The organism is Streptomyces sp. NPDC002896 (assembly GCF_040295225.1).
GTDB lineage: Bacteria > Actinomycetota > Actinomycetes > Streptomycetales > Streptomycetaceae > Streptomyces.
The window spans coordinates 290,929-315,380 of the sequence record NZ_JBEOVA010000001.1; the positions used below are offsets into that span (position 1 = coordinate 290,929).

Sequence of the window (24,452 nt, forward strand, 5' to 3'; positions counted from 1 at the left end):
GCACTGCGGTGAGCATGTCATGAACATGCGCGCTCGATCCCGAGTGCGCATGTTCCGCGTGCACGAGTGCTCACGGGCGGCGCAGGCCTGGTTCAACCCCCATGTACGACCGGACCTCACCCCGAGGAGGCGCAGGATGCGCTTCAGAGACAGAGCCGTGGCAGGGCTGACCACCCTGCTGCTCCCGCTCGCAGCCCTGGTCGGCCTGGCGACCCCCGCCGAGGCCGCGACATCCGCCACGGCCACGTACGCCAAAGTCCAGGACTGGGGCACGGGCTTCGAAGGCAAGTGGACGATCAAGAACACCGGCACCACGAGCATCAGTGCCTGGACCGTCGAATGGGACTTCCCCTCCGGCACCTCGGTGACCTCCGCCTGGGACGCCGACGTCACCAGCTCCGGCACCCACTGGACCGCCAAGAACAAGTCCTACAACGGGGCGCTCGCCCCCGGAGCCTCCGTCTCCTTCGGCTTCAACGGCGCCGGTTCCGGCTCGCCGAGCGGCTGCAAGCTCAACGGCGCGTCCTGCGACGGCGGCAGCGTCCCCGGTGACAACCCGCCCTCCGCGCCCGGCACCCCCACCGCATCCGACATCACGAACACCTCGGTCAAGCTCAGCTGGACCGCGGCCACCGACGACAACGGCATCAAGAACTACGACGTCCTGCGCGACGGCGCCAAGGTCGCGACGGTGACGGGGACCTCGTACTCCGACAGCGGCCTGACCGCCGGCACCGACTACTCCTACTCGGTGCAGGCCCGTGACAGCGCCGACCAGACCGGTCCGGCGAGCGGCGCGGTCAAGGTGCACACCACGGGCGGATCCACGGACCCGACGCCGACTCCGGGCAGCAAGATCAATCTCGGGTACTTCACTGAGTGGGGCATCTACGGCCGGAACTACAACGTCAAGAACCTCGTCACCTCCGGCTCCGCCGCGAAGATCACGCACATCAACTACGCCTTCGGCAACGTCACCGGCGGCAAGTGCGCGATCGGCGACGCGTACGCCGACTACGACAAGGCGTTCACCGCCGACCAGTCGGTGAGCGGCGTGGCCGACACCTGGGACCAGCCGCTGCGCGGCAACTTCAACCAGCTGCGCCAGCTGAAGGCCAAGTACCCGAACATCAAGGTGCTGTGGTCGTTCGGCGGCTGGACCTGGTCCGGCGGCTTCACCGAGGCGGCGAAGGACCCGGCCGCGTTCGCCGCCTCCTGCTACAGCCTGGTCGAGGACCCGCGCTGGGCCGACGTCTTCGACGGCATCGACATCGACTGGGAGTACCCGAACTCCTGCGGCCTGTCCTGCGACACCAGCGGGGCCGCGGCGTACAAGAACCTGATGGGGGCCCTTCGCGCCAAGTTCGGCTCGAGCAACTTGGTCACTTCGGCCGTCACCGCGGACGCCTCCTCCGGCGGCAAGATCGACGCCGCCGACTACGCGGGCGCGGCCCAGTACGTCGACTGGTACAACGTGATGACGTACGACTTCTTCGGCGCCTGGGACGCGGACGGCCCGACCGCTCCGCACTCGCCGCTCACCTCCTACAGCGGCATCCCGCAGGCCGGCTTCACCACGGCCGACGCGATCGCCAAGTACAAGGCGAAGGGCGTGCCCGCGAGCAAGCTGCTGATCGGCATCGGCTTCTACGGGCGCGGCTGGACGGGCGTCACGCAGTCCGCTCCGGGTGGCACCGCGACCGGGCCGGCAGCCGGGACGTACGAGCAGGGCATCGAGGACTACAAGGTCCTCAAGACGTCCTGCCCGGCCACCGGCACGATCGCCGGCACGGCCTACGCGCACTGCGGCAGCAACTGGTGGAGTTACGACACCCCGTCGACGATCGCCGGAAAGATGACCTGGGCCAAGGACCAGGGCCTGGGCGGTGCGTTCTTCTGGGAGTTCAGCGGTGACACCGCGAACGGCGAGCTGGTGAGCGCCATCAGCAGCGGCCTGCAGTAACGCCGGCCTGCGGTAACAGCGGTCGGCGGCAACGCCGGCCTGCAGTGACCGCAGCCGCCCCCGGACGGACCCGGGGAGACGGGAACGCCCCTCGTCTCCCCGGGTCCTGACTTGGACCCGCATCTGGCTCGATCGGATCGATGCGACCGGCGCAAGGCGTGACGCACCATGACGCGAGGCGTTGAACCGATGAGCGAAGCGGGCACAGGGCAGCATGTCCAATATCCTTGGACGACCCGTCCGAAGGTGTTGGACGCTAGCTCTTCTGGCGCCTGACTGCAAGTGATTTGCGAGAGTTTGGCCAATCGACTTGTCGGAAGGAAGAATCCACCTCGTGGCCAACGCACTGCAGGAATTGGTGAAGATCCGACTGGAGCAGCAGGGCTGGTCCTACGGCGACGTGGCACGGCGCGGCGGTATTCCGCGTTCCACCGTCCATCACCTGGCGACTGCGGAACGAGTGACCCGCATGCCGCAACAGGGCACCCTCGAAGGCCTGGCCCGCGGGTTGGAGCTGCCCCTGGACTCCGTGCGCAGGGCCGCCGCGGAGGCCTGCGGGATCCATCTGTACTTCGAGGAGCCAGCCGACACCGCAACCGCCGACCCCGAGGTCGCCACCCTCATCGCCAGCGTTCAGCGACTGTCCGTGGCCGACCGCCGGCACGTCACCGCGCTCATCGAATCCCTCCTGCGGAGCACCTCCGATAACGGTCACCTCCGATAACGGTTCCGGCTAGCACGATTGACGGTGGGCGACTACTGCGGATGGACCGAGCCGTCTGACGTGCCGTTCGCCGCCCCGCGTTCCACCTCGGGTTATCACTCATCGTCATATATCCATGGAGACCGGGGGATTTCAGGTCGCCTGCGTCCATGCCATACCTGATCATGCATGTCATGGCGAAGTATCAGATCGGACAAGAAATGGTTCGATCGAGAGCTATCCTCTCCTCGCGGGGGCGGGTGAGCCGCCCGAAGCCTCCGTGAGAGAGGGGGGTGTACGTGCTTGTCGTTCCAGGAGCGATTGCGACCGCCGTCGTCCGTGACCGGACGGGAGAGCCGGTGGTGCTGCTCTCCGGCGAACTCCCCTCGGCCTTCACCCCGTCCAGCGTGCAGGACCTGCTGAATCTGGCTGCCGCCGTGCTCAATGCGGAGGAGTTGGAGCTCTTTCGGAAGTGCCTCGCGGCACTGCGCTGTGGAGAGAAACTCGAGGAACGCCGCATCGAGGTGAGCGGAGCAGTACTGACCGTCTACCGGGGTTGATCCCCGAACAGCGGTAAGGGCTCCCGGGAATTGCTCCCGGGAGCCCATGTCGGATACCGACCGGATCAGATCGGATCAAGCCCGATCAGTAGTACCGGCGGCCGGAATTCCACCAGCAGTCCCCGTGGTTGCGGTGCCTCCAGTGGCCGTTGTTCCAGTACGACCTGTGGCCGCGGCGGTCCCAGCGGTCGCGGCAGTCGTCGTCCCACCGCCCCCGGTAGCGGTCCCAGCTGTTGTAGCCGTAGCCGTAGCGGTAGTCGTCGCAGTCGTTGTCGTGGTTGTGGTGCACGGCCCGGGGTGTCTGGGCCGGGGCGGCCATGGCCGTGCCCGTCAGGGGGATGACGACCGCGGTCACGGTCAGGGCCGCCGTCGCAGCGGCGCGCGCCAGATTTCTCACCAGAATTTCTCCTTGTGCTCGGTGGATTTCTGATGGCGCGTCGGACATTACTCGGAACCGCACACCCCGGTCATTCTCCGAATCGAGCCGCGAGGGCTTATCGGGTTACCTGCGACTTCTGGTCATGGAGCGTCGAAAACGCGCCCTGAGCTTTGCTTCATGTGGGTTTCCGGACTTGCGGAAGCGGTGCCGAGAAACACTCTCCAAGGTGATTCAACTCCGGTGTGTCGCCGAGTTGTTGCAGGTCGGCGGTGAAACGCGGAAACTGATTCCGCGGTGCACCGAGTAACGCGTTGAAGAATTCGTTTCCGATGTCATTCGGAAGAGTCCCGCCTGCGGAAACGGCCGGCGTCGAACGATATTCCGCACCATGTTCCGCGCAGTCGGTCACACGGTCAGCCGCGGTAAATGGTCAGCACAGCGCCGCTCACCTCGATGCGGCGTTCCTCGAGTTTCTCCCCGCAGCGCAGTGCCGCCAGGCACTTCCGGAAGAGCTCCAGCTCCTCCGTGCTGAGCACGGCGGCGGCCAGGTTCAGTAGCTCGTCGAGGCCGGACTGGGTGAGGGCTGAAGGGAGTTCACCGGAGAGCAGCACCACCGGCTCTCCCGTCCTGTCACGGACTACGGCGGTTGCGGAGGCCCCTGGAACAACAAGCACGTGCACCCCTCTCGCGGAGGTTTCGGGCGGTCCAACCCGCCTCGGGCGACGAGAGGATAGCCATCGAGGGCCCTGGCACCGCTCGTCGGAACGCGCCCGATTGGGCCGAACAGGTGAGGCTGCGCGTGCGCCGGCGTCCGGCGCGGCCCTGCTCATCACCTCTCCCACCTGCTGTTTCTTGTCGGTGCGCGAAGTGTTCGGCCGGGAGCGAGATGTCGCGAGTCGCTTGTCCAACGTGATTGGACGGTCTACTGTCCAACCTCGTCAGACAGATTGTCCGGCATGGATGGACGCTTTCGGGATTCGGTTCCGTCCGTCCGTGCCCTTCGTGTAAAGGACCCCACCATGCTCGGCATGCGAGAGCTGGACGCAGAGGCTGCGGAGCTGCTGCCCGGCCGCGAGGCCCTGGGCCGGCTCCGGTTCAACATCTTCCAGTCCACCGATGTGACCCGGCACGTCGCCTACGTCGACGCCCACAACGAGTCGCAGGCGGCCAACTTCTGCTCTCCGGACGCCGTCGCGGCCTCCGAGGCCAACCAGTCCATCAACGTCAGCCAGTAACCGGCACTTCCTTCCGAGAAAGGCTCCACCGTGAACATCGACCAGCTCAACGCCGAGGCCGCCGCCGAACTCCTGCCGAGCCGCGAGGCCCTGGGCCGCCTGCGGTTCAACTGGCTCTCGACCACCAACGTGACCGAGCGCATCGCGTACGTCAACGCGCACAACGAGTCGCTCGCGGCCAACGTGAACTCGCCGGACGCCATCGCGGCCTCCGAGGCGAACCAGACCATCAACATCAGCCAGTAACCGGCGCTCGCTTCCGAGAAAGGCTCCACCGTGAACAACGAACAGCTCAACGCCGAGGCCACCGCGGAACTGCTGCCCGGCCGCAAGGCCCTGGGCCGGCTCCGCTTCGACTTCACCCGGACGAACAACCTGTCCGAGCGCCTGGCCTACGTCGACGCCCACAACGAGTCGCTCGCGACCAACGTCGACTCTCCGGACGCCATCGCGGCCTCCGAGGCCAACCAGACCATCAACATCCGCCAGTAACAAGCCCGGACGTGTGCGGGCCGTGTTCTTGGGGGCGCGGTCCGCACCGGGAGGAAGAGCAGGACGGTGACCGAAACTCAAAGGGTTCATCACCCCGGTCCCGTGGGGGCGGCGGCCTGCGACGTGGACGAAACGTTTTCGGCGTACGAATACACGGAGATACTGTTTCCCGTTCCGCGACGCAGCGCAGGACTCCAACTGCTCGGCGAATACCAGGGATCCGGTTTCACAGAGCCCAAATACCTGGTCCGCCGGGGCGACGGACAGGTGGTCCAGCTGTCCCGGCTGCTCTACCTGGTGGCCGAGGCCGTCGACGGCGCCCGGAACACCGAGACGATCTCGCACCGGGTCAGCGGGCGCTTCGGGCGTGAGGTCAGCGCGGACAACGTCGAGTACCTCATCGAGCACAAACTCGAGCCGCTCGGCGTCACCGTGCCCTTCGGCCAGGAGGGCGATCAGGTCGCCGGTCCGACCTCCGATCTCCTCCTGGCCCTGAAGGCCCATCGGGTCATCTTCCGCGAGCGGCAGGTCGCCCGTATCGCGAAGGCCCTGGCATGGCTGCACCGGCCACTCGTGGTGGTCCTGGTGCTGGCGGCCGCCCTCTGTATGGACTTCTGGCTGTTCGCCGTGCACGGAGCGATGAAACCGGTGCTGCAGATGCTGGAGCAGCCGGTGCTGATGCTGGCCGTGTTCGTGCTGATCGTGGCATCACTCGTCTTCCACGAGTTCGGCCACGCCTCGGCGTGCAGATACGGCGGTGCGCGACCGGGGGCCATCGGGTGCGGTCTCTATCTGATCTGGCCGTCGATGTACACCGAGGTCACCGACGTCTACCGCATCGGGAAGGGTGGCCGGATCCGGACCGATCTGGGCGGCGTCTACTTCAACGTCGTCTTCGTGCTGGGGCTCGCCTGCGCGTACTTCGTCACCGGCCAGTCCGTCTTTCTCGCCGCGATCTACCTGGTGCACTTCGAGATCCTCGAACAACTGATGCCGGTCGTCCGGCTGGACGGCTACTACATCCTCGGGGACCTCGCCGGAATCCCCGACCTCTTCGGCAAGATCAAGCCCATCCTGCTGAGCATGCTGCCGGGGCGCCCGGTGGCTCCGGAGGTGGCCGACCTCAAGCGCCACTCGCGGATCATGGTGACCTGCTGGGTGCTGACCATGGTGCCGCTGATCATCGCCGAGCTCGGTTACGTCCTGTGGAACCTCCCGCGGCTGCTCATCACCAGCCTGCGCTCACTGACCGAGCAGCTGGGCGGGACCTGGATGGCCTTCGTCGACGGCCAGATCGCCGCCGGACTCGTCGGCGTCATCGGAAGCCTGATGCTCGTCTTCCCCCTGGTCGGAGCGGGATATCTCACCGTACGGCTGGGAGGGCGGCTCGGGAAGTACACCGTCCGCGCGACGGAGGGCAAGCCCCGGGTGCGCCTGGCTCTGTGCGGCGGTGTGCTGGCGGGAGCCGGCGCACTCTGCGCGGCGTGGCTGGGCGGAATGACGCCCGAGCCGCTGCCGCCGCAGCCGCCCATCACCCCGATCCTCCAGCCCAACGTTCCCACGGTCCGTCCGACGCCGTCGGCCTCCGTAGAGCAGCCGGTCCCTGGGAGCTCGGTCCCGTCCGTCCTCACCAGTTCGCCTGCCGATGCGGGCTCGGTCGAGCCCTCCGACGACGGCAGTCCGTCCGGCGAGGCCACCACCGCGAGCGGCTCCCCGTCCCCGAGCCCCAAGAAGGAAGTTCCGAGGCCCGGGCCGACGACTCCGGCGCCGACGCCGAGCAGCAGCCGCACCTCGGCGCCGCCCTCGCCGACGCCCAGCGCCAGCTCCTCGTCCGGCACGCCGAGCGCCACGCCGTCCGAATCCCCTTCGCCCTCGGCGACCGCATCCGAGTCGCCGAGCGCCACGGTCAGCCCGGAACCCTCCGCACCGTGACCCCCAAGATCCTTCCAGCACGTCCGCAAAGGAGCACTCAGTGACGACCCACCGAAAGCCACGAACCAGCGAAGCCGGCCGCAGAGCCGCGCGGCTGGGCATCCTGGCCACCGCGTGCATGGCCGGCTTCGCCACCGCGAACCCGGCCGGTGCGACATCGACCCAGGTCGCCCGCGTCGGCATCGCATTCGACGAAGCGCACGCGAAGGCCACCCCGAGGCATCGCGTCGACTACGACGACGAGTTCGCGATCCACGAGCTCGGATCGGTCATCGGCACCGGTGCGCGCAACAAGGCGGTCGCCCGCTCCGTCGGCTGCTCGCTCGACAACCCGTGCCGGTCGGTCGCCCTGTCCTTCCAGGTCGTCACCACGACCGGCACCCTCGCGCACCTCAACGCCACGAACACCAGCCGCGCCATCAACGACCACTGCGAGGGCTGCCAGACGTTCGCCGGCGCCTACCAGTTCATCGTCTCCACTCCCTACTCGTTCACCCTCAGCCGTTCGACCAGGGACCGACTCGGTGTACTCGAGCGGCGGCTTGGCGAGCTGGAGCGGAGCCGCGAGTCGATCGACGTCGTCAAGGGCCGCGCCGACTCCCTCGCCGCCGAGGTGGTGAACCTGCTCAAGGGGTCGCTGGCATCCGCACCGCGCGGCGCGGCGGTGGACCCGCTGCAGAACTTCCGGCCCACCGTCACCCTGCGGCGCCACATCGACTAGCCCGCCGGCACACCCGTACCGAACCTCCACCCGTCTCCCGGCTCGGGGAGCTGTCTCCCCGAGCCGGGGGCGGACCTCTTCTCCAGTCCACCGGAGGGATGAACACCCATGCGTTACCCACCAGAGCTGCGTCGCCAGGCCCTCGACCTGCTCGCCGTAGGCGAGCCCGTGAAGAAGGTCGCCGTCGACCTCGGCCTCAAGGAGCGGACGATCTACCAGTGGCGGCGCAGATACCTGCCGCACCTGCGGAGAGGGCGGTCCATCCCGCATGCCGGGGCCGAACTCAACGCCGCACGCAGACGCATCACCGAGCTGGAGACCGAGCTCGCCGTCCTCCGGCGTGCGACCGATCTGCTGTGTGACGCGGTGTCCCCAAAAGGCGATTCGAGGCAGTACATGTGATGGCCCACGACGGTCTGCCCGTGCGGATCGCCACCAGGGTCCTCGGAGTGACCGAGTCCGGGTACTTCACCTGGCGCTCCCGTCCTCCCTCCGCACGGTCCTTCCGTCACTCCTGGCTCACCGAAGTCATCAGCGCCATCCACACCGCCTCGGGCGGCACCTATGGATACCGACGCATTCACGACGAACTGACGCTGAGATACGGCATCACGGTCAGCCACGGAACGGTGCAGCTCCTCATGCGCAGGGCCGGTCTCCGGGGCCTCTCCGGTCTCTCCGGCGATCGTTAGCGGACCCCTGACGCGCCATGAGTCCGAATTCTTCGAGGCTTCGTACGCGAACGAGAGAGTGATCGGAGCACAGCCATGGAATTCCCGACGTTTCCCACGCCACCGCTGCCTATCGCCGTGTTCCTGCGCCCATATCTGCGCGTGGGGGAGGACCTGCCGGCGACGCAGGCACACCAGGTGATGCTGCACTGCGCGCTGGACGCCGCCTGTATCCCCGCGCGGCTGCCCGACACCGATGCCGTCGCCCGGATCGCCGAGCTCGACTACCAGACGGTGAGCACCGTGATCGGCTGGCTGCGGACCCTGAGGGAGCGATGAGCGGCCGACGATGCGGACAATGCCTCGGTCAGGCGGAGCCGGTGTCGGGGCCGGAGTCGGGAACCGCGTCGGCGTTGCGCAGGAGGGATTCGATGAGTGCGGTGACGTGCCGGCGGTCGGCCACGGACAGTCGCTGAACGCTGGCGATGAGGGTGGCGACCTCGGGGTCGGCGGTTGCGGTGTCGGCCGGCTCCTCGAAGTACAGATGGATCCCGCAGGCCTCCGCGGCGGCCCTGCGCACGGAGTCCAGGGGCAGCTCCAACCCGCGAGCCAGGCCTTCGAGGGTGCCCTGTTGCGGCATGCGGGTCACTCGTTCCGCAGTCGCCAGGTGATGGACGGTGGAACGCGGAATACCGCCGCGCCGTGCAACGTCGCCGTAGGACCAGCCCTGCTGCTCCAGCCGGCTCTTCACCAATTCCTGCAGTGCGTTGGCCACGGGACGGTTTCTTCCTGCTAGCGATGCGTTGACGTGTACGGGTGATGCCGAGTCTATGTCGGTGGGCGGGTGGTACTTCCAGACCAATCTTGCGAAAGAGCCTGTATGCCCACTCTGACCGAAGAACTTGCTCTCCTTCTCCTCAACGACTCCGGCCGGAGCACCGTCGACCTGGGACGCTGCCGCCGTGCGGTGGGCAGCGCGATCCTGCTCGACCTGGTGCGGGCCGACCGGATCGCCATCGAGTCGCCCGCGGACGCGTTACCGGGCGTCCTGCCCGTCGTGCGTGACGGTGCCGCCACCGGGGACCCGGTGCTCGACAAGGCCCTCGAGACACTCGGGGGCCGGCAGATACGGCTGGAGCGCGTGACGGAGACGATCGGCCGCGACTGCTGGCCGCCCCTACTGGAGAGCCTGGTCGGACGGGGGTTGCTACGGCAGGAGGAGGGGCGGCTCCTCGGTCTCGTCCGCACCCATGCCTGGCCCCTCGTCGATCACGCGTACAAGAGGGAAGCCGTGGGGCGCGTCCGGGGCGCGGTCATCGAGCGCCGGCAGCAGGACGAGCCGACGCTGCTCCTGGTGATGCTTCTGCACTCGGCCGGCGCCCTCGCGGCGGTCCTGCCGGGCGAAGACAGGGAGACGGTGGAGGCGAGGGCCGGGCGGCTCGTCCGCAGCACCGTGACCGACAGCCCATGGCACGAGGTGTTCCGGGGCCTGGACACGGCCCTGTTCACCGTACTTCTGGCGAGCTGACGCCTTACTTCCCGGGAGCTGAATACTCGTAGAACCCCTGGCCGCTCTTGCGGCCCAGGCGGCCGGCCGCGACCATCCGCTGAAGCAGCGGGGGAGCGGCGTACAAGGGCTCCTTGTACTCGTCGTACATCGACTCCGCCACCGCTTGGGCGGTGTCGAGGCCGATGAGGTCGAGCAGGCGCAGCGGGCCCATCGGATGGGCGCACCCCAGTTCCATCCCCCGGTCGATGTCCTCGGCGCCGGCGGATCCGGCCTCGACCATGCGCACCGCGGCGAGCAGATACGGCACCAGGAGTGCGTTGACCACGAATCCGGAGCGGTCGGTCGCCTCGATGATCTGCTTCCCCAGGCCCTCGGAGGCGAAGGCCATGGCGCGTACGACGGTGTCGGTGCTCGTGGTGAGGGCCGGGATGATCTCGACCAGGGACTGCACCGGTACCGGATTGAAGAAGTGCATGCCCAGGACATGGGTGGGCCGCTGGGTGGCCACCGCCAGGTCCACGACGGGAATCGACGAGGTGTTGGTGGCCAGGATCGCCTCGGGGTCTGCGACGACCCGGTCGAGCTTGCTCAGGACGCCGGTCTTGACGTCGCGGTTCTCGGCGACGGCCTCGATCACGAACTGACGGTCCGCCATGGCCTCGAGGTCGTCGGTGTAGGCGAGCCGGGAGCGCGCGCCGTCCCACTCCGCCTCGGTGATCTTGCCGCGGTGCAGAGCGCGGTCGAGGGACGCATCGATGCGCCGGCGGCCGGCCTCGGCGGCGTCGGATGACGACTCTGCGACCAGGACGTCGATGCCGCGCAGTGCGGCGACCTCGGCGATGCCGGAGCCCATGAGGCCGCAGCCGACGACGCCGAGACGGGAGAGGGTTTCCATGCGGATGGCCTTTGCGTGGGAGGCGGGCCTGGGATGTGGGTGGGAGCTTGCCGCATCAAGTGACTGTAGTCAATGAAAAGAAAGTCTGCTGCGGTCGGCCATCGGTCGGGAACCGCGTCAGGCGCTGGGGGTCCCGGCAGGACGTGACCGGCGATACGGCTTCACCGCGCGGCGGGCGATGGCGAACCTGTGCGTCTCCGATGGGCCGTCGTAGATCCGGAACGGCCGTACCTCCCTGACCAGCCGCGCCAGCGGGGCGTCGGCCGAGATGCCGAGCGCGCCGCAGATCTGCACCGCCCGGTCGACGACCCGGTTCACCGCCTCCGCTACGAAGACCTTGGACACGGAGGAGAGTTGGGCGGCGGCCGCCGAGCCGCTGTCCAACTCCCAGGCGGTACGCCAGATCAGCCCGCGGCTCGCCTCGATGTCGATCTCGGAGTCGGCCAGCATCTGCTGCACCATGCCGAGGTCGCCAAGCAGCGAGCCGAAGGCCTCGCGGGTGCCCGCCCGCTCCAGTGCCACGTCCTGGGCGCGGCGCGCGGCTCCCAGCCAGCGCATGCAGTGCGTGAGGCGGGCGGGGCCGAGCCGGACCTGGGCGTTCTCGAAGCCCCGGTCCACGGCTCCCAGTACCTGCTCGTCGCCCACCACGCACTCCTCGAACACGATCTCGCTGTGCCCGGCGAAGAGCCCCTCGTCCAGGGTCTCGATGTCCCGGACGATGCGCATGCCGGGGTTCCCGGCGTCGACGAGGAACATGGTGGCGTCGCCCGGGTCGCCGGGGCCGCCCTGCGTACGGGCCATCACGATGGCGAAGTCGGCGCCGTTGGCGCCGCTGATGAACCACTTCCGCCCGTCGATGCGCCAGCCGCCCGGGACCCGGACCGCCGTGGTCCGCAGCGCCCGGGGGTCGGCGCCCGCGCCCGGAGCCGGTTCGGTCATCGCGAAGCACGAGCGGTACTCGCCGGCGGCCAGCGGGCGCAGATAGCGCTGCTGCTGCTCCTCGGTGGCCACCTTCTCGAGCAGGTGCATGTTGCCCTCGTCCGGGGCCGCGCAGTTCAGGGCGAGCGGGCCGAGCACGGAGTATCCGGCGGCCTCGAACACCACGGACTGCCCGCGCAGATCGAGCCCGTGCCCGCCCCACCTCGCCGGTACGTGCGGGGCGAAGACGCCGGCATCGCGGGCTCCCTTCTGCAGGGCCTCCCGCAGTGCCTGCGGTGCGTCGTGCACGGAACCGCCGCACTCGCGCTCGGCCGGCACCACCACCTCGCGGACGAACTCGGCGGTGGCCTCGGCGAGCCGGGTGACGGACGGATCGACATCGAACTGGATCGGCATGGTTCCTCCCGCCCACGGGCGTACGGGCGCCGGTGCCCGTCGCATTCGCAGAAACTGTACAACGGATCAAGTTTCTCTACCCAGGGTGTGGCAGACGGGCATGCTCCGTCGAGGAAGCATGGCGGAGCAGTTGTAGAAACTGGAGGACAGGTTCAGTATGTCGGCACTGCCGAGCCGGCCGTCCCGCCGGGCCGTCACACCCTCCGGCTCCGACGATGGGAGAAGGCCACGATGAGCAGCCAGCAGGTCGTCCGGGTCGTCCGCCACTCCGACGGGATCGTCGAGCTGCTGCTGGACGATCCCGGACGTGGAAACGCCCTCGACCTCGGGACGGCCGAGGCGCTGCGGGACGCGGCCGCCGAGGTCGCGGCCGACCCGGGCGGCGCCGTCCTGGTGCGCGCGTCCGGCGGGAACTTCTGCGTGGGCGGTGACCTGCGTGCCTTCGCCGGCCGGGGTGCGGAGACCGGCACCTATGTGCACGCGGTCGCCACCGCCGCGCACGCCGCGATCCGGACCCTGCACGAGCTGCCGGTGCCGGTGGTGACAGCCGTGCGGGGTGCGGCGGCGGGTGGTGGAATCGGGCTCGCCCTGGCGGGCGACATCGTGGTGGCGGCCCGGTCGGCGCGGTTCCGCCTTGCCTACACGGCGATCGGGCTCACGCCGGACTGCGGTGCCTCGTGGGTGCTGCCGCGCCTGGTGGGGCCCCGGCGGGCCGCGGACCTGATCCTGACCAACCGGGTCCTGACCGGCGACGACGCCGAGCGGTGGGGTCTGGTGTCCCGTGTCGTCGAGGATGACGCCCTGGACGACACCGCCTACCGGATCGCCGCCGAGCTCGCCGCCGGCTCCGGCATCGCGCTGCGCGCCGCGAAGGACCTCTTGCGGGGAGCCCCCGAGATGCCGCTGGAGGAACTGCTCGCGGAGGAGGCGCGGTCAATCGCCGCCCTGGCGGGCGGGGTTGAGGCCCAGGCCGCGATGGAGTCGTTCCTCGCCGCCCGGTCGAGTGGTCGGGTGGTGCCGTCCAACGGGTCCGTGAGCGAGCGGCCGCAAAGTGTTTCTTGATTCCCTCTTCACTAACAGGTGCGCTGGAGCGTAACCTCCGGGCAACACGGATCGCAGTTCCGTACGACTCCCTACGACCCGGCAACCGTCGCCGCGCGGCTCCGCCCGCGCCACCCACAGGAAAAAGGTGTGGAGATGCAATCTGCTGCCGTGGAGCGGACAGACGCCCTCGACGAGTCACTCACCGAAGCCGTCGTCGACCTCGTCCTGCGCGGCATGTGGCGCGGCAAAGAGGCCTCCGAGCAACGACCGCTGGTCGACGCCGGGCTCGCCATGGTGAAAGGCCCCATGGCGCTGCCCACCGAGCGGGCCAAGAAGGCCGTGTCGGACATGCTGCGGATTCCCGCGGGATCCGGGCTGGAGCAGCAGATCACCGCGGTCTACGAGGCGTTCCTGCCGGTCAACAGGCAGGTGCGCGAGGTCTGCACCGCCTGGCAGTGCCGTCCGGACGGCAGCGTCAACGACCACAGCGACGATCTCTACGACGCCGAGGTCCGCGAGATGCTGGAGGACGTGCACGAGGCCATTCAGCCGGTGCTGCGCAGGCTGGAGCGGCTGCTCGCGGGCAGCGGCCGGTACCTCACCGGTCTGCAGGAGGCCCTCGACCGGTTCGACGACGGCGCCACGGAGTGGCTGGCGTCGCCGCTCTGCGACTCGTACCACACCGTGTGGATGCGGCTGCACCAGGAACTGCTGCTGGTCCTGGGGATCAGCCGAGCGCAGGACGAGGCCCTCGAGGAGGAGCTGGTCCGTAGGAGCCGGGGGTGAGCGTCACCGAGCCGCAGGCCGGCGTCATCGCGGCGCAGCCGGATGCGCCTGCACCCCGGCCGGATGCGCCCGGCCTCGCCCTGGTGCCGTACGGCCAGGGGCGGACCCGGGGACTGGACGCCGCTGAACTGGGCACGCACGGCATCGCGATGGACCGGCTGGTCGCACTCGGACTGCCGGTGGTGCCGGGCCTGACCGTGCCCGCGGGCGCGTCGGAGCCGCTGTGCGAGCCCGATACCGCCCGCGCGGCCATCGAACTGGTCGAGCAGATGTCGGGACGCCGCGTCGGCGACGCCGCCCGGCCGCTGCTGCTGCGTCTGTCGGCGAGCGCCCCCGCAGAGGTCGCCGGACTGCCGCCCGACCTCGCCTGTCTCGGCGTCAACCCCAAGAACGCCGGGGACCTGAGCGCCGTCATCGGCCGCGGAGACGCGCTGTACGAGGTGTGGGCCGCCACCGTCCGGATGATCGCCGAGTACGGCCTCGACGTGCCGGGCGCGCTGCTCGACGACGCCCTGCTCGACATCCCCGAGCCGCACGCCCGCGTCGACGCGCTGCTGTCCCTGGTGGCGGAGCACGCCACGCGGCCCTTCCCCGACGACCCCGCCGGACAACTCGCCCTGGCCGCCCGGGCGGTCCTCGCCCGGTGGGACTCGCCGCGCGCCAGAAGGTCCCGCCGCGCCCAGCGGCTCCCCGCCGATCTGGGCATAGCGCTGCACGTCCAGGCGCTGCGCATCGGCCCTGCGGACCGCTCCGGCTACGGCACGGCGGTCAGCCGCAACGCCGAGACGGGCCGCTTCTCGCCCCAGGGCTCGTTCTTCCGGGGCGTACGCCGCAGCGCGCCGCCCCCGGGCACCGGCGAACCGCTGGAGCGACTGGGCGGAGGGACTGCGCTGCTCGAGCATGCGCTGCTCACCCTCGAACGCCATCTGCACGCACCCGTCTCCGTCGACTTCGAGGTGCGCGACGGCGAGGTCTCCCTGCTCGCCGCCTCGGCGCAGACCCGCCCGCCGCTGCGCGCCTCGGTGTGCCTGGCCGCGGACCTGGCCCGCGACGGCTCACTCGGCCGCGAGGAGGCGGTACGCCGCATCGGCCCCGCCCAGGTGCAGGAACTGCTGCACGCCCAGCTCCGGTTGACCGGCGACGAGGAACTCCTGGTGCGGGGCCTGCCCGCGTCCCCCGGAGCCGCGGCAGGCGTGATCGCCCTGTCCAGCGAACGCGCCCTGGAACTGGCGGCCGACGGCACGGGCGCCGTCCTGGTCGCGCACGAGACCACACCGGCCGACGTCCCCGGGATGCTGGCCGCCGCCGCGGTGCTGACCGGCAGCGGCGGTATCGCCTCGCACGCCGCGGTGGTGGCGCGAGGCGCGGGCAAACCGGCGGTGTGCGGCGCAGAGGGGCTGCGCGTCGACCGGGCGGCCGGGACGGTGCGGATCGGCGACCGGCTGCTACGCGAAGGCGACCCGGTGTCGCTCGACGGCCGTACCGGCGCCGTCTACGCCGGGACACTGCAGGTCAGCGTCGCCGGGCCGCCGCCCGAACTGTCCACGCTGCTGGACTGGGCGGACGGCGCACGGCGGCTCGGAGTACGCGCCAACGCCGACACGGCATCGGAAGTGAGCACCGCCGTCGCCCTCGGCGCGGAAGGTGTGGGCCTGTGCCGCACCGAGCACCAGTTCCTCGGCGACCGGCTGCCGCTGATCCGCGGCGTCATCCTGGCCGACGGCTCGGCGGCCCGCGACGAGGCGCTGCTCGCCCTGGAACAGGCACAGCACGAGGACTTCAAGGCGCTGCTGGCCGCCGTCGGGGACCGCCCGGTCACCGTGCGCCTCCTCGACGCACCGCTGCACGAGTTCCTGCCCGCGCCCGGAGAGGCCGGGGACGCGGCCGCGGAGCAGCGGGCGGCGTCGCTGCGGGAGGCCAACCCGATGCTCGGGCTGCGCGGCGTACGTCTGGCGCTGCTGCACGAGAGGCTGTACCCGGCGCAGGCCGAGGCCCTCTTCTCGGCCTGGGCCGATGTCGCCGCCACCGGCGTCCGGCCGCGCCTCGAGGTGATGATCCCCCTGGTCAGCCTGCCGGAGGAGCTGGCCGCAGCGGCCGAATTCGTGCGCGGTGCCGCCGAGACGGTCGCCGCCCGCACCGGCGTCGAGGTGCCGTACCGCCTCGGCACGATGATCGAGACACCGCGCGCCGCCCTGCTGGCCGCCGAACTCGCCGAGCACGCCGAGTTCTTCTCCTTCGGCACGAACGACCTCACCCAGCTCACCTACGGATTCTCCCGGGACGACGTCGAACGCCAGGTGCTCGCCTCGTACCAGGAGCGCGGGTTCCTCACCGCCAGCCCGTTCGCCCGGCTCGACCCGCACGGCGTCGGCGCCCTGGTCGCGCTCGCCGCCGAGAAGGCGAGGAGCATACGCCCGGACATCAAGCTCGGCGTGTGCGGCGAGCACGGGGGCGACCCCGAGTCGATCGCGTTCTGCGACGACCTCGGACTGGACTACGTCTCCTGCTCCGCGCACCGCGTGCCGGTCGCCCGCATGGCCGCCGCGCACAGCGCGCTGCGCGAGGGGCGCAACGAGAACGGGACAGCACCATGACCAGTACCGTGACCGACCCCGTCGGCGGCGTGACCGAGGCGTCGGAAACCGAACTGGCCGAACTGCGCGACACCGTGCGGGCGGTGTGCGCGGACGCGGGCGGCATCGCGGCCGTGCGCGCACTCCCCGAGCACGCCCCCGGCATCGACGCCGAACTATGGGACACCCTCGGCCGGCAGGTGGGCCTCGCGGCCCTCGGCCTGCCGGAGCACGCGGGCGGCATCGGCGGCCTCGCGGAGATCGCCGTGGTCTGCGAGGAGCTGGGCAGGACGCTGGCGCCGGTGCCGCTGCTGTCCTCCACGGTGCTGGCGGGGCAGGTGCTGGCCAGGTGCGGTACGGCCGACGAGCCGCTCGCGGAACTGGCCGCGGGCAGGGTGCACGCCTTGGCCGTGGCCGCGCCCGACGGAGTCTGGCGGCCGGACGCGGTGCCGGTGGCCGTCACCTGGCGCGACGGCGTTCCGGTCGTCGACGGCACTGCGCCATTCGTACTGGACGGCGCCGACGCCGAAGCCCTGGTGGTCGCGGCCGAGGGCGCCGACGGCGTGGACCTCTTCCTCGTAGACCTCGTCGACCCGCACGGGCCGGGCGTGACCGTCCGACGGGTGCCCACGCTGGACCTCAGCCGCGGCCAGGCCGTCGTCTCGTTTGCCGGAGTCCGGGCGCGGGCCCTGACGGCGAACGGCGAAGGGACCGAGGTCGTCGGCCGCGCCTTGGACGTGGCCCTGGTGGCGCTGGCCGCCGAGCAGTTGGGCGGCGCTCAGGCGGCCCTCGACATGACGGTGGCCCATGTGCGGGACCGCATGCAGTTCGGCAGGGCCGTCGGCAGCTTCCAGGCCGTGAAGCACACCTGCGCCGACATGCTGCTCCAGGTGGAGGCGTCACGGTCGGCGGTGGTACGCGCGGTCCGGGCGGCAGGCTCGCCCGAGTCCCTCGCGGAGGCGGCGGCGGTGGCCCAGGCATGGTGCGGCGAGGCGTTCGCGTACGTCGCAGCGGAGTGCGTCCAGCTGCACGGCGGCATGGGCTTCACCTGGGAACACGACGCGCACCTGTACTTCCGGCGCGCGCAGTCCGACGCGGTGCTCCTGGGCGGCGCCGCGCACCACCGGGAACGGCTGGCGGGGCTGCTGGGCTGGTGACCCGGCCGCGCGGGACCTGTGGCAGCAGCGTGCAAGAGAAGGCAGAACGGCATGACCAACAGCGGCATGACCACGAGACTCATCGACGACGGCCTCTTCGAGAGCGTGGAACCGCCACGTCTCCTGGGGGTCCGCTGCACCGCCTGCGGCACCGTCGTCTTCCCCCGGCAGGACTCCTGCCCCAGGTGCCCGGACGGGACGATGGCCCCGCACGTGCTGCCGGAGCGCGGCGTGGTCTGGTCGTGGACGCTGCAGGCCTTCCCTCCGAAACCGCCGTACCGCCCGCCGGCCGAGGGCTTCCAGCCGTACGCCCTCGGCTACGTCGACCTCGGTGAAGTGCTGGTCGAGGCGCGGCTCGACGTGCCCCGCGGGCAGGTGCGGATCGGGCTGCCGGTCCGGCTGACCCTGGTGCCCGCGTGCCACGACGAGGACGGGACACAGGTGCTGACCTTCGCGTTCCGCCCGGACCCCGGACCGGACCCGGAAGGTGAGCGATGAGCCGGGCCGACGAGGTCTACGTGGTCGGGTGCGGGATGCACCCCTTCGGCCGCGACGAGACGGTGACCGGGATGGACATGGCCCGGCATGCCGTACGGGAGGCGCTCGCCGACGCCGGCGTCGGCTGGGAGGACATCGGATACGCGGCAGGCGGCTCCGATGTGTCAGGCAAACCGGACACGCTGGTGGGCCGCCTCGGGCTGACCGGCGTGCCGTTCGTCAACGTGCAGAACGGCTGCGCGACCGGAGCCTCGACCGTACTTGCCGTGGCCAACGCGCTGCGCGCGGGCGAGGCGTCGCTGGGACTGGCCGTCGGTTTCGACAAGCACGAGCGGGGCGCCTTCCATGTCTCCGCGGCCCGTTACGGGCTCGGCGACTGGTACGCCGAGACCGGGATGATGCTCACGACGCAGTTCTTCGCCCTGAAGACCCAGCGGTACCTGCACGAGCACGGCATCTCCGAGCGCGCGCTGGCGACGGTGGCCGCACGCGCCTTCCGCAACGGCTCCCGCCACCCCATGGCGTGGCGGCGCAAGGCGCTGACGGAGCAGGAGATCCTCGACTCCGCCGAGGTCAGCCCGCCGCTCACCCAGTACATGTTCTGCTCGCCGGGGCAGGGCGCAGCGGCGCTGGTGCTGGCCCGCGGCGACCGCGCGTTCGACCTGTGCGAACGGCCGGTCATGCTGGCGTCGTTGGCCTTCCGGACCCGGCGGTTCGGCTCGTTCGAGGTGTTCGCTCCCTGGCTGCCGCCCGGCCCGCACCGCAGCCCCAGCGTCGACGCTGCGGAGGCGGCCTTCCGCGGCGCCGGCCTGCGGCCCACGGACGTACAGGTCGCCCAGCTGCAGGACACCGACAGCGGCTCGGAGCTGATCCACCTGGCGGAGACCGGGCTGTGCGGCCACGGCGAGCAGGAAGAGCTGCTGGCGGCCGGAGAAACCGAGTCCACGGGCCGGATACCGGTCAACACCGACGGCGGCTGCCTGGCGGGTGGCGAGCCCGTCGGCGCCTCGGGACTGCGCCAGTTCCACGAGGTCGTACGGCAGTTGCAGGGCCGCGCACCGGGTGTGCAGGTGCTGGGAGGCCCCCGGGTGGGCTTCACGCACGTGTACGGGGCGCCGGGGATCAGCGCGTGTGCGGTGCTCACGGTCTGACACAGGGGCCAGGGGCAGCCGGCCCGACGAGGAGAGCGAGAAGGGAGGGCCTGGCATGGGCGACACCAGCATGGGTGACATCACCAGAGCCGTGCTGGTCACCGGCGGTGCACGCGGCATCGGCGTGGAGATCAGCCGGCAGCTGGCAGACCGCGGACTGAGGGTCCTGGTCGGGGCGAGAAGCCGGGACGCAGCCGAGGAGGTGTGCCGCGGCATCGGCGGATCGGCGATACCACTGGCGCTGGACGTGACCTCGGCCGAGAGCATCCGCGAGGCGGTGTGGGAGGCCCGGGAGCTGACCGGGGGCGTCGACGTGCTGGTCAACAACGCCGGGGTCTCGCTCGACGGCCACCGGAAGACCCCGGACTTCGACGAGGACGTCCTGCGGGCCACCCTGGACACCAACCTCGCGGGCGCCTGGCGGATGGCCGAGGCGGTCGTCCCGGGCATGGTGCGGGCCGGTTACGGACGGGTGGTCAACGTCACCAGCTCCTACGGCTCCCTGGCGCTGATCGACTCCGGCCGGCACCCGGCGTACCGGATCTCCAAGACCGCGCTCAACGCCCTGACCCGTATGCTCGCGGCCGAACTGTCCGGAACCGGTGTCCTGGTCAACGCCGCCGACCCCGGCTGGACCCGCAGCGGCATGGGCGGCGCCGCCGCGCCGCGCGGCCCCGAGGAGGGCGCCGACACCCCCGTATGGCTGGCGACGCTGCCCGAGGGCGACGACACGACAGGCGGGCTGTTCGCCGAACGGAAGCCACTGCCCTGGTGACCCACGCTGGGGACCCGCCCGGCTTGCCCGGCGGACCCGCGTATCAGGCGGATGCGGCCGAGGTGCCCTGCTCCGCGGCGACGATACGCAGGGCCAGCGACCTGACCGCGTCCTGCACCGAGCGGGGCGGCAGCCCGGACAGCGGGCCGCCCTCCGCGCGCAGCGCGGTGACGAGCATGGTCGTGGAGATGAGGGTGCGGACCGCGAGGGCCTGCGCCGCGTGCCGGGCCTTGGCGGCGCGGGGGCTGCGCGTCGTGCCCTCGGGCAGGTAGTCGTACGCCCGCTGGATGTGGCGCTGCTCGAACTCGTCGCGCAGCAGCTTGACGTTGCCGTTGGCGGAGGCGACCTGCACCTGGAACAGCCGTGCCTCGTCCGGGTTCTTCGCCACCCAGTCCCACACGGCGTCGATCACGCGCAACAGCCCCTCGGCGTCGCCGGGTTCGGTGTCCGGCCGGGCCGCCTCGACGACGGCGTTCAGCTGGTCGAAGACCCTGCGCATGGCGAGTTCGAGCAGTTCCTCCTTGCCGTCGAAGTGGTAGTAGACGGCCGTGGGCACCACCTCGGCCTCGTCGGCGATGTCCTGGATGCTGGTCTCCGCGAAGCCCTTCCGGCCGAAGACCCGCACCGCGGCGCCGATGATGTGCTGCCGCCGCGAGGGGCGGTGGGCGGGCTGCTTGCCGTTCTGCTTGGTGGCCATCCTGCTCCCCTTGCGGCTGCTGTGGCCGGTGTCGTCCGTACGCCCGGCGTACTGACCATGCTATCGAGTAACTCCGCGGGTGGCCGTGGTGCGTGTGCCCCGGAATTCCTGCTGAACATGTGGCATCCGAGGTCAGGGGCCGAGGGCATACTTGACACCATGACGACATCCGGAACCCGCGCCGCCCACCGTCCGTCGCGCCGGCAGTGGGTGGTCGAGGCAGCCACCGAGCTCTTCGCCACCCAGTCACCGGACGAGGTCACGGTGGCCGACATCGCAGCGCGGGCGGAGATGACGTCCGCCGCGGTGTACTACCACTTCTCCTCGAAGGACCAGGTCCTCGTGGAGGGCATGCGGGTGTTCGCCGCCGCGCTGCTCGAGCAGCTGGAGACCCTGGCCGAGGCGCACACGCCCGGCGCGGGCATCGGCCAGGAGGTCACAGCGCTGCTGGCCTGGCTGGGCGAGCACCGGTCCGCGGCGACCGTCTTCTTCGTCTCCTCGGCCGGGATGAGCCAGGAGGCCGAGGCACTGCGCCAGGAGATCCGCACACAACTGCTGGCAGAGCTGGCCGGGTTGGTGCGCAAGGCCCGTGAGGCGATCACCGACGCGGAAGCGGCGGTGATCGCCCTGGGCGTGCTGGCGCTGGTGGAGAACGCCGCGATCTCGCAGGTGCGGGGCGACGACGTCTACCGGTCGCTGGGGCACCGTTCCTTCACCCAGGAGGTCAGCCGGCTCGCCGACCGGCTGGTGGGCCTGACGACGGACTGAACCCGGCTGGGCCCAATCCGTCACACCAGCAGCCGCAGCGGCTTGGCCAGCAGCGTCTCCACCGTGCGCAGGTACTCGGCGGCGGGCGCCCCGTCGACCGCGCGGTGGTCGAACGTCAGGCTGAGTGTGAGCACCCGCGTGCGGCGCGGCCGGTCGTCCACCCACTCGACGCCGTCCCTCAGCCTGCCCACTCCGAGGATCGCGACATTCCCCGGGTTGATCACGGGCGTGAAGAAGTCGACGCCGTATCCGCCCAGCGAGGTGACGGTGAACGTGGACCCTTCAAGCCGGTCCGGTGAGATCCGCCCCTCACGGGCGGCACCGGCCAACTCGCGTGACCGCCGGGCGAGTTCGGTCATCGGGAGGCTTGCGGCGTCCTTGAGGACGGGCACCAGAAGCCCGTGGGACACCGCGACGGCGAATCCCACGTGGATCTCTTCGTACAGATGGACGCCGTCCTCGCGCACCGTCGCGTTGAGCAGCGGGTGGTCGAGCAGGGCCAGCGCCGCCGCCTTCAGTACGAAGTCGTTGAGGCTCGGGACCGGCAGGTCGCTGCCTTCCCACTCCTGCTTCAGCTGTGCCCGCAGCGCCACCACGGCGTCCATCCGCACCTCGTACCCGTGCGTGAGCTGCGCCATCTCCTGCAGGCTCGCGTGCATACGGCGGGCGATGGTGCCGCGCATACCGGTCAGCGGCAGCACGTCGCCGGGACGCGGAGCCGCGCCATGGGAGGCCGCGCTGCGGGCGGGCGCCCCCGCTCCCGGGCCGCGCCCCGTCGCGGTGGCGGACTCGGCCGCAGCGACAGGCGGAAGCCCTGCGACGGCGGCGGGCCCTGTGGCCGGAGCAGTGACGACTTGCTCGGCCCCCGGTGCCACCGCGTCGAGATCGGCCCTGCGGACCCGGCCGCCCGGGCCCGTGCCGTTCACCGAGTCGAGGTCGATCCCCCGCTCCCGTGCGAGCCGGCGGACCAGCGGAGAAACCGGCCCGGCCGCACCCCCGGACGCCCCGTCCGCCGGCCGCGCCGCCGCGGAGGCGGCGGCGGCGAGGAAGTCCTCCACATCCTCGGAGACGATCCGCCCGCCGGGCCCGGTGCCCCGTACCGCGGCGAGATCGACACCCAGCTCACCGGCCACTCGCCGAGCATTCGGCGAGGCCAGAATCCGGCCCCCGACGCCGGCACCGTTGACGGCGCCTTCGGCGGAGGCCCCCGAGGCGCCGACCGGAGAGGACCCTCCGGCCGGCGCGGTCCCAGGGGCCGGCAGGCCGCCGGCGGCGCCCACGCCGGCCTGGGTGCCGGGCGGCATCGGCGAACCCACCGCGCCCGGCGGCTGTTCGCCCGCGGTCAGCAGCCAGCCGATCAGTGATCCCGCCGGGACGGTGGTCCCGGCGGCGACCACGGGGTGGAACAACCCCGAGGCCTCCGCCTCGACGTCCACGTCGACCTTGTCGGTGGCCAGCCGCAGCAGTGCGTCGCCCTCGGAGACGGCGGCGCCGGCCGGCACCAGCCACTCGTCGATCGTGCCCTCCTGCATGGTCAGGCCGATCTTCGGCAGCAGAACCTCGACCGCCACGTCGGTCACGACCTTTCGAGGAGACGGCGGCAGCCCTGCGCGATGCGGGCGCGATCGGGCACGTACGCCTTCTCGAGGACCGGCGAGAACGGCACCGGGGAGAAGGGGGCGCCGATGCGCAGGACCGGCGCGTCCAGGTAGTCGAAGGCCGCGTCCTGGATCTGCGCGGCGATCTCCGCGCCGAGCCCGCCGAAGGTGACGGCCTCGTGCACCACCAGGCAGCGGTTGGTGCGGCGTACGGAGGCGATCATCGTCTCGGTGTCCAGCGGCTGCACGGTCCGCGGGTCGATGACCTCGACTGCCACGCCCTCGGCGGCCAGTTCGTCCGCCGCCGCGAGCGCCTCGCCCACCATGCGGCCCAGGGCGATGACGGTGACGTCGGAGCCGTGCCGTGCGGTGTGGGCCTGCCCCAGCGGGATGCCGTAGATCTCCTCGGGGACCTCGCTGGTGTTGCCGAGCAGGACCTTGTTGAGCATCACGACGACCGGGTTGTCGTCCCGGATCGCCGAGACGGTCAGGCCCTTGGCGCTGTACGCGTCGGACGGCATCACGACCTTGAGGCCGGGCACATGGGCGAGCCAGGCCTCCAGGCTCTGGCTGTGCTGGGCGGCGGCGCCCAGGCCGGCGCCCGAGGCGGTGGTGATGGTCAGCGGCACCGACACGGCGCCGCCGAACATGTACTTCATCTTGGCGGCCTGGTTGACGATCTGGTCGAGGCAGACGCCGATGAAGTCCATGAACATCAGGTCGACGACGGGGCGCAGGCCCCGGGCGGCGGCCCCCACGCCGAGGCCGACCAGCGCGGCCTCGGATATCGGCGTGTCGATCATGCGGCGGGGGCCGAACTCGTCGAGGAGGTTGTCGAACATGCGGAAGACGCCGCCGTACCCGGCCACGTCCTCGCCGGCGACGAACACGTTCTCGTCCTCGCGCATGGCCTGCGCAAGGCCCTCGTTGAAGGCCTTGACGTAGGTGAGCTTGCGGGCCGTGCCGCCCGGGGCGACGGCCGGTGCTTCGGTGATGGTGGTCATGGCGG

28 protein-coding genes are annotated in these 24,452 nt (G+C 70.8%); 20 read left to right on the plus strand and 8 right to left on the minus strand.

All coding sequences use genetic code 11. The features are described 5' to 3' along the window. Nucleotides 1–136: 136 nt before the first annotated feature. The 3 genes from ABT009_RS01095 to ABT009_RS01105 all read left to right on the plus strand — a co-directional run bounded on the left by ABT009_RS01095 (nt 137) and on the right by ABT009_RS01105 (nt 3,226). Entirely contained in the window at nt 137–1,963 is a 1,827-nt protein-coding gene (locus ABT009_RS01095; RefSeq protein ID WP_351288047.1) for a glycosyl hydrolase family 18 protein, read from the plus strand. 334 nt (nt 1,964–2,297) lie between these two features. Continuing rightward, nucleotides 2,298–2,687 (plus strand): helix-turn-helix domain-containing protein, encoded by a 390-nt coding sequence (locus ABT009_RS01100; RefSeq protein WP_351288050.1) that lies wholly within the window; start codon nt 2,298–2,300, stop codon nt 2,685–2,687. A 278-nt stretch (nt 2,688–2,965) separates the two neighbouring features. Next, nucleotides 2,966–3,226 carry a hypothetical protein gene (locus ABT009_RS01105; RefSeq protein WP_351288053.1) on the plus strand — a complete coding sequence of 87 codons (261 nt, stop codon included), beginning with the start codon at nt 2,966–2,968 and terminating at the stop codon, nt 3,224–3,226. Between the two features lie 85 nt (nt 3,227–3,311). On the opposite strand, the gene ABT009_RS01110 is transcribed toward ABT009_RS01105, so the two are convergent. Together ABT009_RS01110 and ABT009_RS01115 are read right to left on the minus strand one after the other, a co-directional pair. Continuing rightward, nucleotides 3,312–3,623, minus strand: a complete 312-nt coding sequence (locus ABT009_RS01110) for a hypothetical protein (RefSeq protein ID WP_351288055.1) — start codon at nt 3,621–3,623, stop codon at nt 3,312–3,314. A gap of 395 nt (nt 3,624–4,018) precedes the next feature. Further along, complete coding sequence (locus tag ABT009_RS01115; RefSeq protein ID WP_351288058.1) at nt 4,019–4,279, minus strand: hypothetical protein; 261 nt, start codon at nt 4,277–4,279, stop codon at nt 4,019–4,021. 345 nt (nt 4,280–4,624) lie between these two features. Here ABT009_RS01115 and ABT009_RS01120 point away from each other — a divergent pair, with 345 nt between their 5' ends. From ABT009_RS01120 to ABT009_RS01155, 8 genes are all read left to right on the plus strand, one after another. Continuing rightward, on the plus strand, nt 4,625–4,840 hold the full coding sequence (locus ABT009_RS01120; RefSeq protein ID WP_502989784.1) for a hypothetical protein: 216 nt from the start codon (nt 4,625–4,627) through the stop codon (nt 4,838–4,840). 30 nt (nt 4,841–4,870) lie between these two features. Continuing rightward, nucleotides 4,871–5,086: a hypothetical protein gene (locus ABT009_RS01125; protein WP_351288061.1), complete on the plus strand. Its 216-nt coding sequence runs from the start codon at nt 4,871–4,873 to the stop codon at nt 5,084–5,086. A gap of 30 nt (nt 5,087–5,116) precedes the next feature. Continuing rightward, nucleotides 5,117–5,332 carry a hypothetical protein gene (locus tag ABT009_RS01130; protein ID WP_351288063.1) on the plus strand — a complete coding sequence of 72 codons (216 nt, stop codon included), beginning with the start codon at nt 5,117–5,119 and terminating at the stop codon, nt 5,330–5,332. Between the two features lie 66 nt (nt 5,333–5,398). After that, nucleotides 5,399–7,264: a zinc metalloprotease gene (locus ABT009_RS01135; protein WP_502989785.1), complete on the plus strand. Its 1,866-nt coding sequence runs from the start codon at nt 5,399–5,401 to the stop codon at nt 7,262–7,264. Between the two features lie 40 nt (nt 7,265–7,304). Then, the gene (locus ABT009_RS01140) at nt 7,305–7,985 is read left to right on the plus strand and encodes a hypothetical protein (RefSeq protein WP_351288068.1); all 681 of its coding nucleotides are present in this window, start codon (nt 7,305–7,307) and stop codon (nt 7,983–7,985) included. 108 nt (nt 7,986–8,093) lie between these two features. Then, on the plus strand, nt 8,094–8,387 hold the full coding sequence (locus tag ABT009_RS01145; RefSeq protein ID WP_351288071.1) for a helix-turn-helix domain-containing protein: 294 nt from the start codon (nt 8,094–8,096) through the stop codon (nt 8,385–8,387). Continuing rightward, complete coding sequence (locus ABT009_RS01150; protein ID WP_351288074.1) at nt 8,387–8,677, plus strand: IS3 family transposase; 291 nt, start codon at nt 8,387–8,389, stop codon at nt 8,675–8,677. Before ABT009_RS01145 ends, ABT009_RS01150 begins: the two co-directional genes overlap by 1 nt. A 75-nt stretch (nt 8,678–8,752) precedes the next feature. Continuing rightward, nucleotides 8,753–8,995, plus strand: coding sequence for a hypothetical protein (locus ABT009_RS01155; RefSeq protein ID WP_351288077.1), 243 nt, complete (start codon nt 8,753–8,755; stop codon nt 8,993–8,995). A 28-nt stretch (nt 8,996–9,023) separates the two neighbouring features. Here ABT009_RS01155 and ABT009_RS01160 read toward each other — a convergent pair whose 3' ends face one another. Continuing rightward, nucleotides 9,024–9,431 (minus strand): helix-turn-helix domain-containing protein, encoded by a 408-nt coding sequence (locus tag ABT009_RS01160; RefSeq protein WP_351288080.1) that lies wholly within the window; start codon nt 9,429–9,431, stop codon nt 9,024–9,026. Between the two features lie 105 nt (nt 9,432–9,536). On the opposite strand from ABT009_RS01160, the gene ABT009_RS01165 reads away from it, so the two are divergent. Continuing rightward, nucleotides 9,537–10,184, plus strand: a complete 648-nt coding sequence (locus ABT009_RS01165) for a GOLPH3/VPS74 family protein (protein WP_351288082.1) — start codon at nt 9,537–9,539, stop codon at nt 10,182–10,184. A gap of 4 nt (nt 10,185–10,188) precedes the next feature. On the opposite strand, the gene ABT009_RS01170 is transcribed toward ABT009_RS01165, so the two are convergent. Together ABT009_RS01170 and ABT009_RS01175 are read right to left on the minus strand one after the other, a co-directional pair. Next, nucleotides 10,189–11,061 (minus strand): 3-hydroxybutyryl-CoA dehydrogenase, encoded by an 873-nt coding sequence (locus tag ABT009_RS01170; protein ID WP_351288085.1) that lies wholly within the window; start codon nt 11,059–11,061, stop codon nt 10,189–10,191. 117 nt (nt 11,062–11,178) lie between these two features. Then, complete coding sequence (locus ABT009_RS01175) at nt 11,179–12,396, minus strand: acyl-CoA dehydrogenase family protein (protein ID WP_351288088.1); 1,218 nt, start codon at nt 12,394–12,396, stop codon at nt 11,179–11,181. A gap of 231 nt (nt 12,397–12,627) precedes the next feature. On the opposite strand from ABT009_RS01175, the gene ABT009_RS01180 reads away from it, so the two are divergent. From ABT009_RS01180 to ABT009_RS01210, 7 genes are all read left to right on the plus strand, one after another. After that, entirely contained in the window at nt 12,628–13,458 is an 831-nt protein-coding gene (locus ABT009_RS01180) for an enoyl-CoA hydratase/isomerase family protein (protein WP_351288091.1), read from the plus strand. A gap of 135 nt (nt 13,459–13,593) precedes the next feature. Beyond that, on the plus strand, nt 13,594–14,226 hold the full coding sequence (locus ABT009_RS01185) for a hypothetical protein (RefSeq protein WP_351288094.1): 633 nt from the start codon (nt 13,594–13,596) through the stop codon (nt 14,224–14,226). Next, nucleotides 14,223–16,820, plus strand: coding sequence for a putative PEP-binding protein (locus tag ABT009_RS01190; protein ID WP_351288097.1), 2,598 nt, complete (start codon nt 14,223–14,225; stop codon nt 16,818–16,820). The genes ABT009_RS01185 and ABT009_RS01190 overlap by 4 nt, the downstream gene beginning before the upstream one ends. Beyond that, complete coding sequence (locus tag ABT009_RS01195) at nt 16,817–17,956, plus strand: acyl-CoA dehydrogenase family protein (RefSeq protein WP_351288100.1); 1,140 nt, start codon at nt 16,817–16,819, stop codon at nt 17,954–17,956. The genes ABT009_RS01190 and ABT009_RS01195 overlap by 4 nt, the downstream gene beginning before the upstream one ends. A gap of 66 nt (nt 17,957–18,022) precedes the next feature. Beyond that, entirely contained in the window at nt 18,023–18,454 is a 432-nt protein-coding gene (locus ABT009_RS01200) for a Zn-ribbon domain-containing OB-fold protein (RefSeq protein WP_351288102.1), read from the plus strand. Continuing rightward, nucleotides 18,451–19,605: a thiolase family protein gene (locus tag ABT009_RS01205; RefSeq protein WP_351288105.1), complete on the plus strand. Its 1,155-nt coding sequence runs from the start codon at nt 18,451–18,453 to the stop codon at nt 19,603–19,605. The genes ABT009_RS01200 and ABT009_RS01205 overlap by 4 nt, the downstream gene beginning before the upstream one ends. 55 nt (nt 19,606–19,660) lie before the next feature. Continuing rightward, nucleotides 19,661–20,380, plus strand: coding sequence for an SDR family NAD(P)-dependent oxidoreductase (locus tag ABT009_RS01210; RefSeq protein WP_351288108.1), 720 nt, complete (start codon nt 19,661–19,663; stop codon nt 20,378–20,380). A gap of 43 nt (nt 20,381–20,423) precedes the next feature. On the opposite strand, the gene ABT009_RS01215 is transcribed toward ABT009_RS01210, so the two are convergent. Continuing rightward, on the minus strand, nt 20,424–21,077 hold the full coding sequence (locus tag ABT009_RS01215; RefSeq protein WP_351288111.1) for a TetR/AcrR family transcriptional regulator: 654 nt from the start codon (nt 21,075–21,077) through the stop codon (nt 20,424–20,426). A 159-nt stretch (nt 21,078–21,236) separates the two neighbouring features. Here ABT009_RS01215 and ABT009_RS01220 point away from each other — a divergent pair, with 159 nt between their 5' ends. Continuing rightward, nucleotides 21,237–21,845 carry a TetR/AcrR family transcriptional regulator gene (locus tag ABT009_RS01220; RefSeq protein ID WP_351288114.1) on the plus strand — a complete coding sequence of 203 codons (609 nt, stop codon included), beginning with the start codon at nt 21,237–21,239 and terminating at the stop codon, nt 21,843–21,845. 20 nt (nt 21,846–21,865) lie between these two features. Here ABT009_RS01220 and ABT009_RS01225 read toward each other — a convergent pair whose 3' ends face one another. Both ABT009_RS01225 and ABT009_RS01230 read right to left on the minus strand, forming a co-directional pair. Further along, nucleotides 21,866–23,425, minus strand: a complete 1,560-nt coding sequence (locus ABT009_RS01225; RefSeq protein WP_351288117.1) for a dihydrolipoamide acetyltransferase family protein — start codon at nt 23,423–23,425, stop codon at nt 21,866–21,868. Next, nucleotides 23,422–24,447 carry an alpha-ketoacid dehydrogenase subunit beta gene (locus ABT009_RS01230; protein ID WP_351288120.1) on the minus strand — a complete coding sequence of 342 codons (1,026 nt, stop codon included), beginning with the start codon at nt 24,445–24,447 and terminating at the stop codon, nt 23,422–23,424. The genes ABT009_RS01225 and ABT009_RS01230 overlap by 4 nt, the downstream gene beginning before the upstream one ends. Nucleotides 24,448–24,452: the final 5 nt, after the last annotated feature.

Coding starts and splice junctions, on each gene's coding strand:
- ABT009_RS01095 (WP_351288047.1), top strand. CDS start 137: ATGCGCTTCAGAGACAGAGCCGTGGCAGGGCTGACCACCCTGCTGCTC.
- ABT009_RS01120 (WP_502989784.1), top strand. CDS start 4,625: ATGCTCGGCATGCGAGAGCTGGACGCAGAGGCTGCGGAGCTGCTGCCC.
- ABT009_RS01145 (WP_351288071.1), top strand. CDS start 8,094: ATGCGTTACCCACCAGAGCTGCGTCGCCAGGCCCTCGACCTGCTCGCC.
- ABT009_RS01150 (WP_351288074.1), top strand. CDS start 8,387: ATGGCCCACGACGGTCTGCCCGTGCGGATCGCCACCAGGGTCCTCGGA.
- ABT009_RS01155 (WP_351288077.1), top strand. CDS start 8,753: ATGGAATTCCCGACGTTTCCCACGCCACCGCTGCCTATCGCCGTGTTC.
- ABT009_RS01165 (WP_351288082.1), top strand. CDS start 9,537: ATGCCCACTCTGACCGAAGAACTTGCTCTCCTTCTCCTCAACGACTCC.
- ABT009_RS01170 (WP_351288085.1), bottom strand. CDS start 11,061: ATGGAAACCCTCTCCCGTCTCGGCGTCGTCGGCTGCGGCCTCATGGGC.
- ABT009_RS01175 (WP_351288088.1), bottom strand. CDS start 12,396: ATGCCGATCCAGTTCGATGTCGATCCGTCCGTCACCCGGCTCGCCGAG.
- ABT009_RS01180 (WP_351288091.1), top strand. CDS start 12,628: ATGAGCAGCCAGCAGGTCGTCCGGGTCGTCCGCCACTCCGACGGGATC.
- ABT009_RS01185 (WP_351288094.1), top strand. CDS start 13,594: ATGCAATCTGCTGCCGTGGAGCGGACAGACGCCCTCGACGAGTCACTC.
- ABT009_RS01195 (WP_351288100.1), top strand. CDS start 16,817: ATGACCAGTACCGTGACCGACCCCGTCGGCGGCGTGACCGAGGCGTCG.
- ABT009_RS01200 (WP_351288102.1), top strand. CDS start 18,023: ATGACCACGAGACTCATCGACGACGGCCTCTTCGAGAGCGTGGAACCG.
- ABT009_RS01205 (WP_351288105.1), top strand. CDS start 18,451: ATGAGCCGGGCCGACGAGGTCTACGTGGTCGGGTGCGGGATGCACCCC.
- ABT009_RS01210 (WP_351288108.1), top strand. CDS start 19,661: ATGGGCGACACCAGCATGGGTGACATCACCAGAGCCGTGCTGGTCACC.
- ABT009_RS01215 (WP_351288111.1), bottom strand. CDS start 21,077: ATGGCCACCAAGCAGAACGGCAAGCAGCCCGCCCACCGCCCCTCGCGG.
- ABT009_RS01220 (WP_351288114.1), top strand. CDS start 21,237: ATGACGACATCCGGAACCCGCGCCGCCCACCGTCCGTCGCGCCGGCAG.
- ABT009_RS01230 (WP_351288120.1), bottom strand. CDS start 24,447: ATGACCACCATCACCGAAGCACCGGCCGTCGCCCCGGGCGGCACGGCC.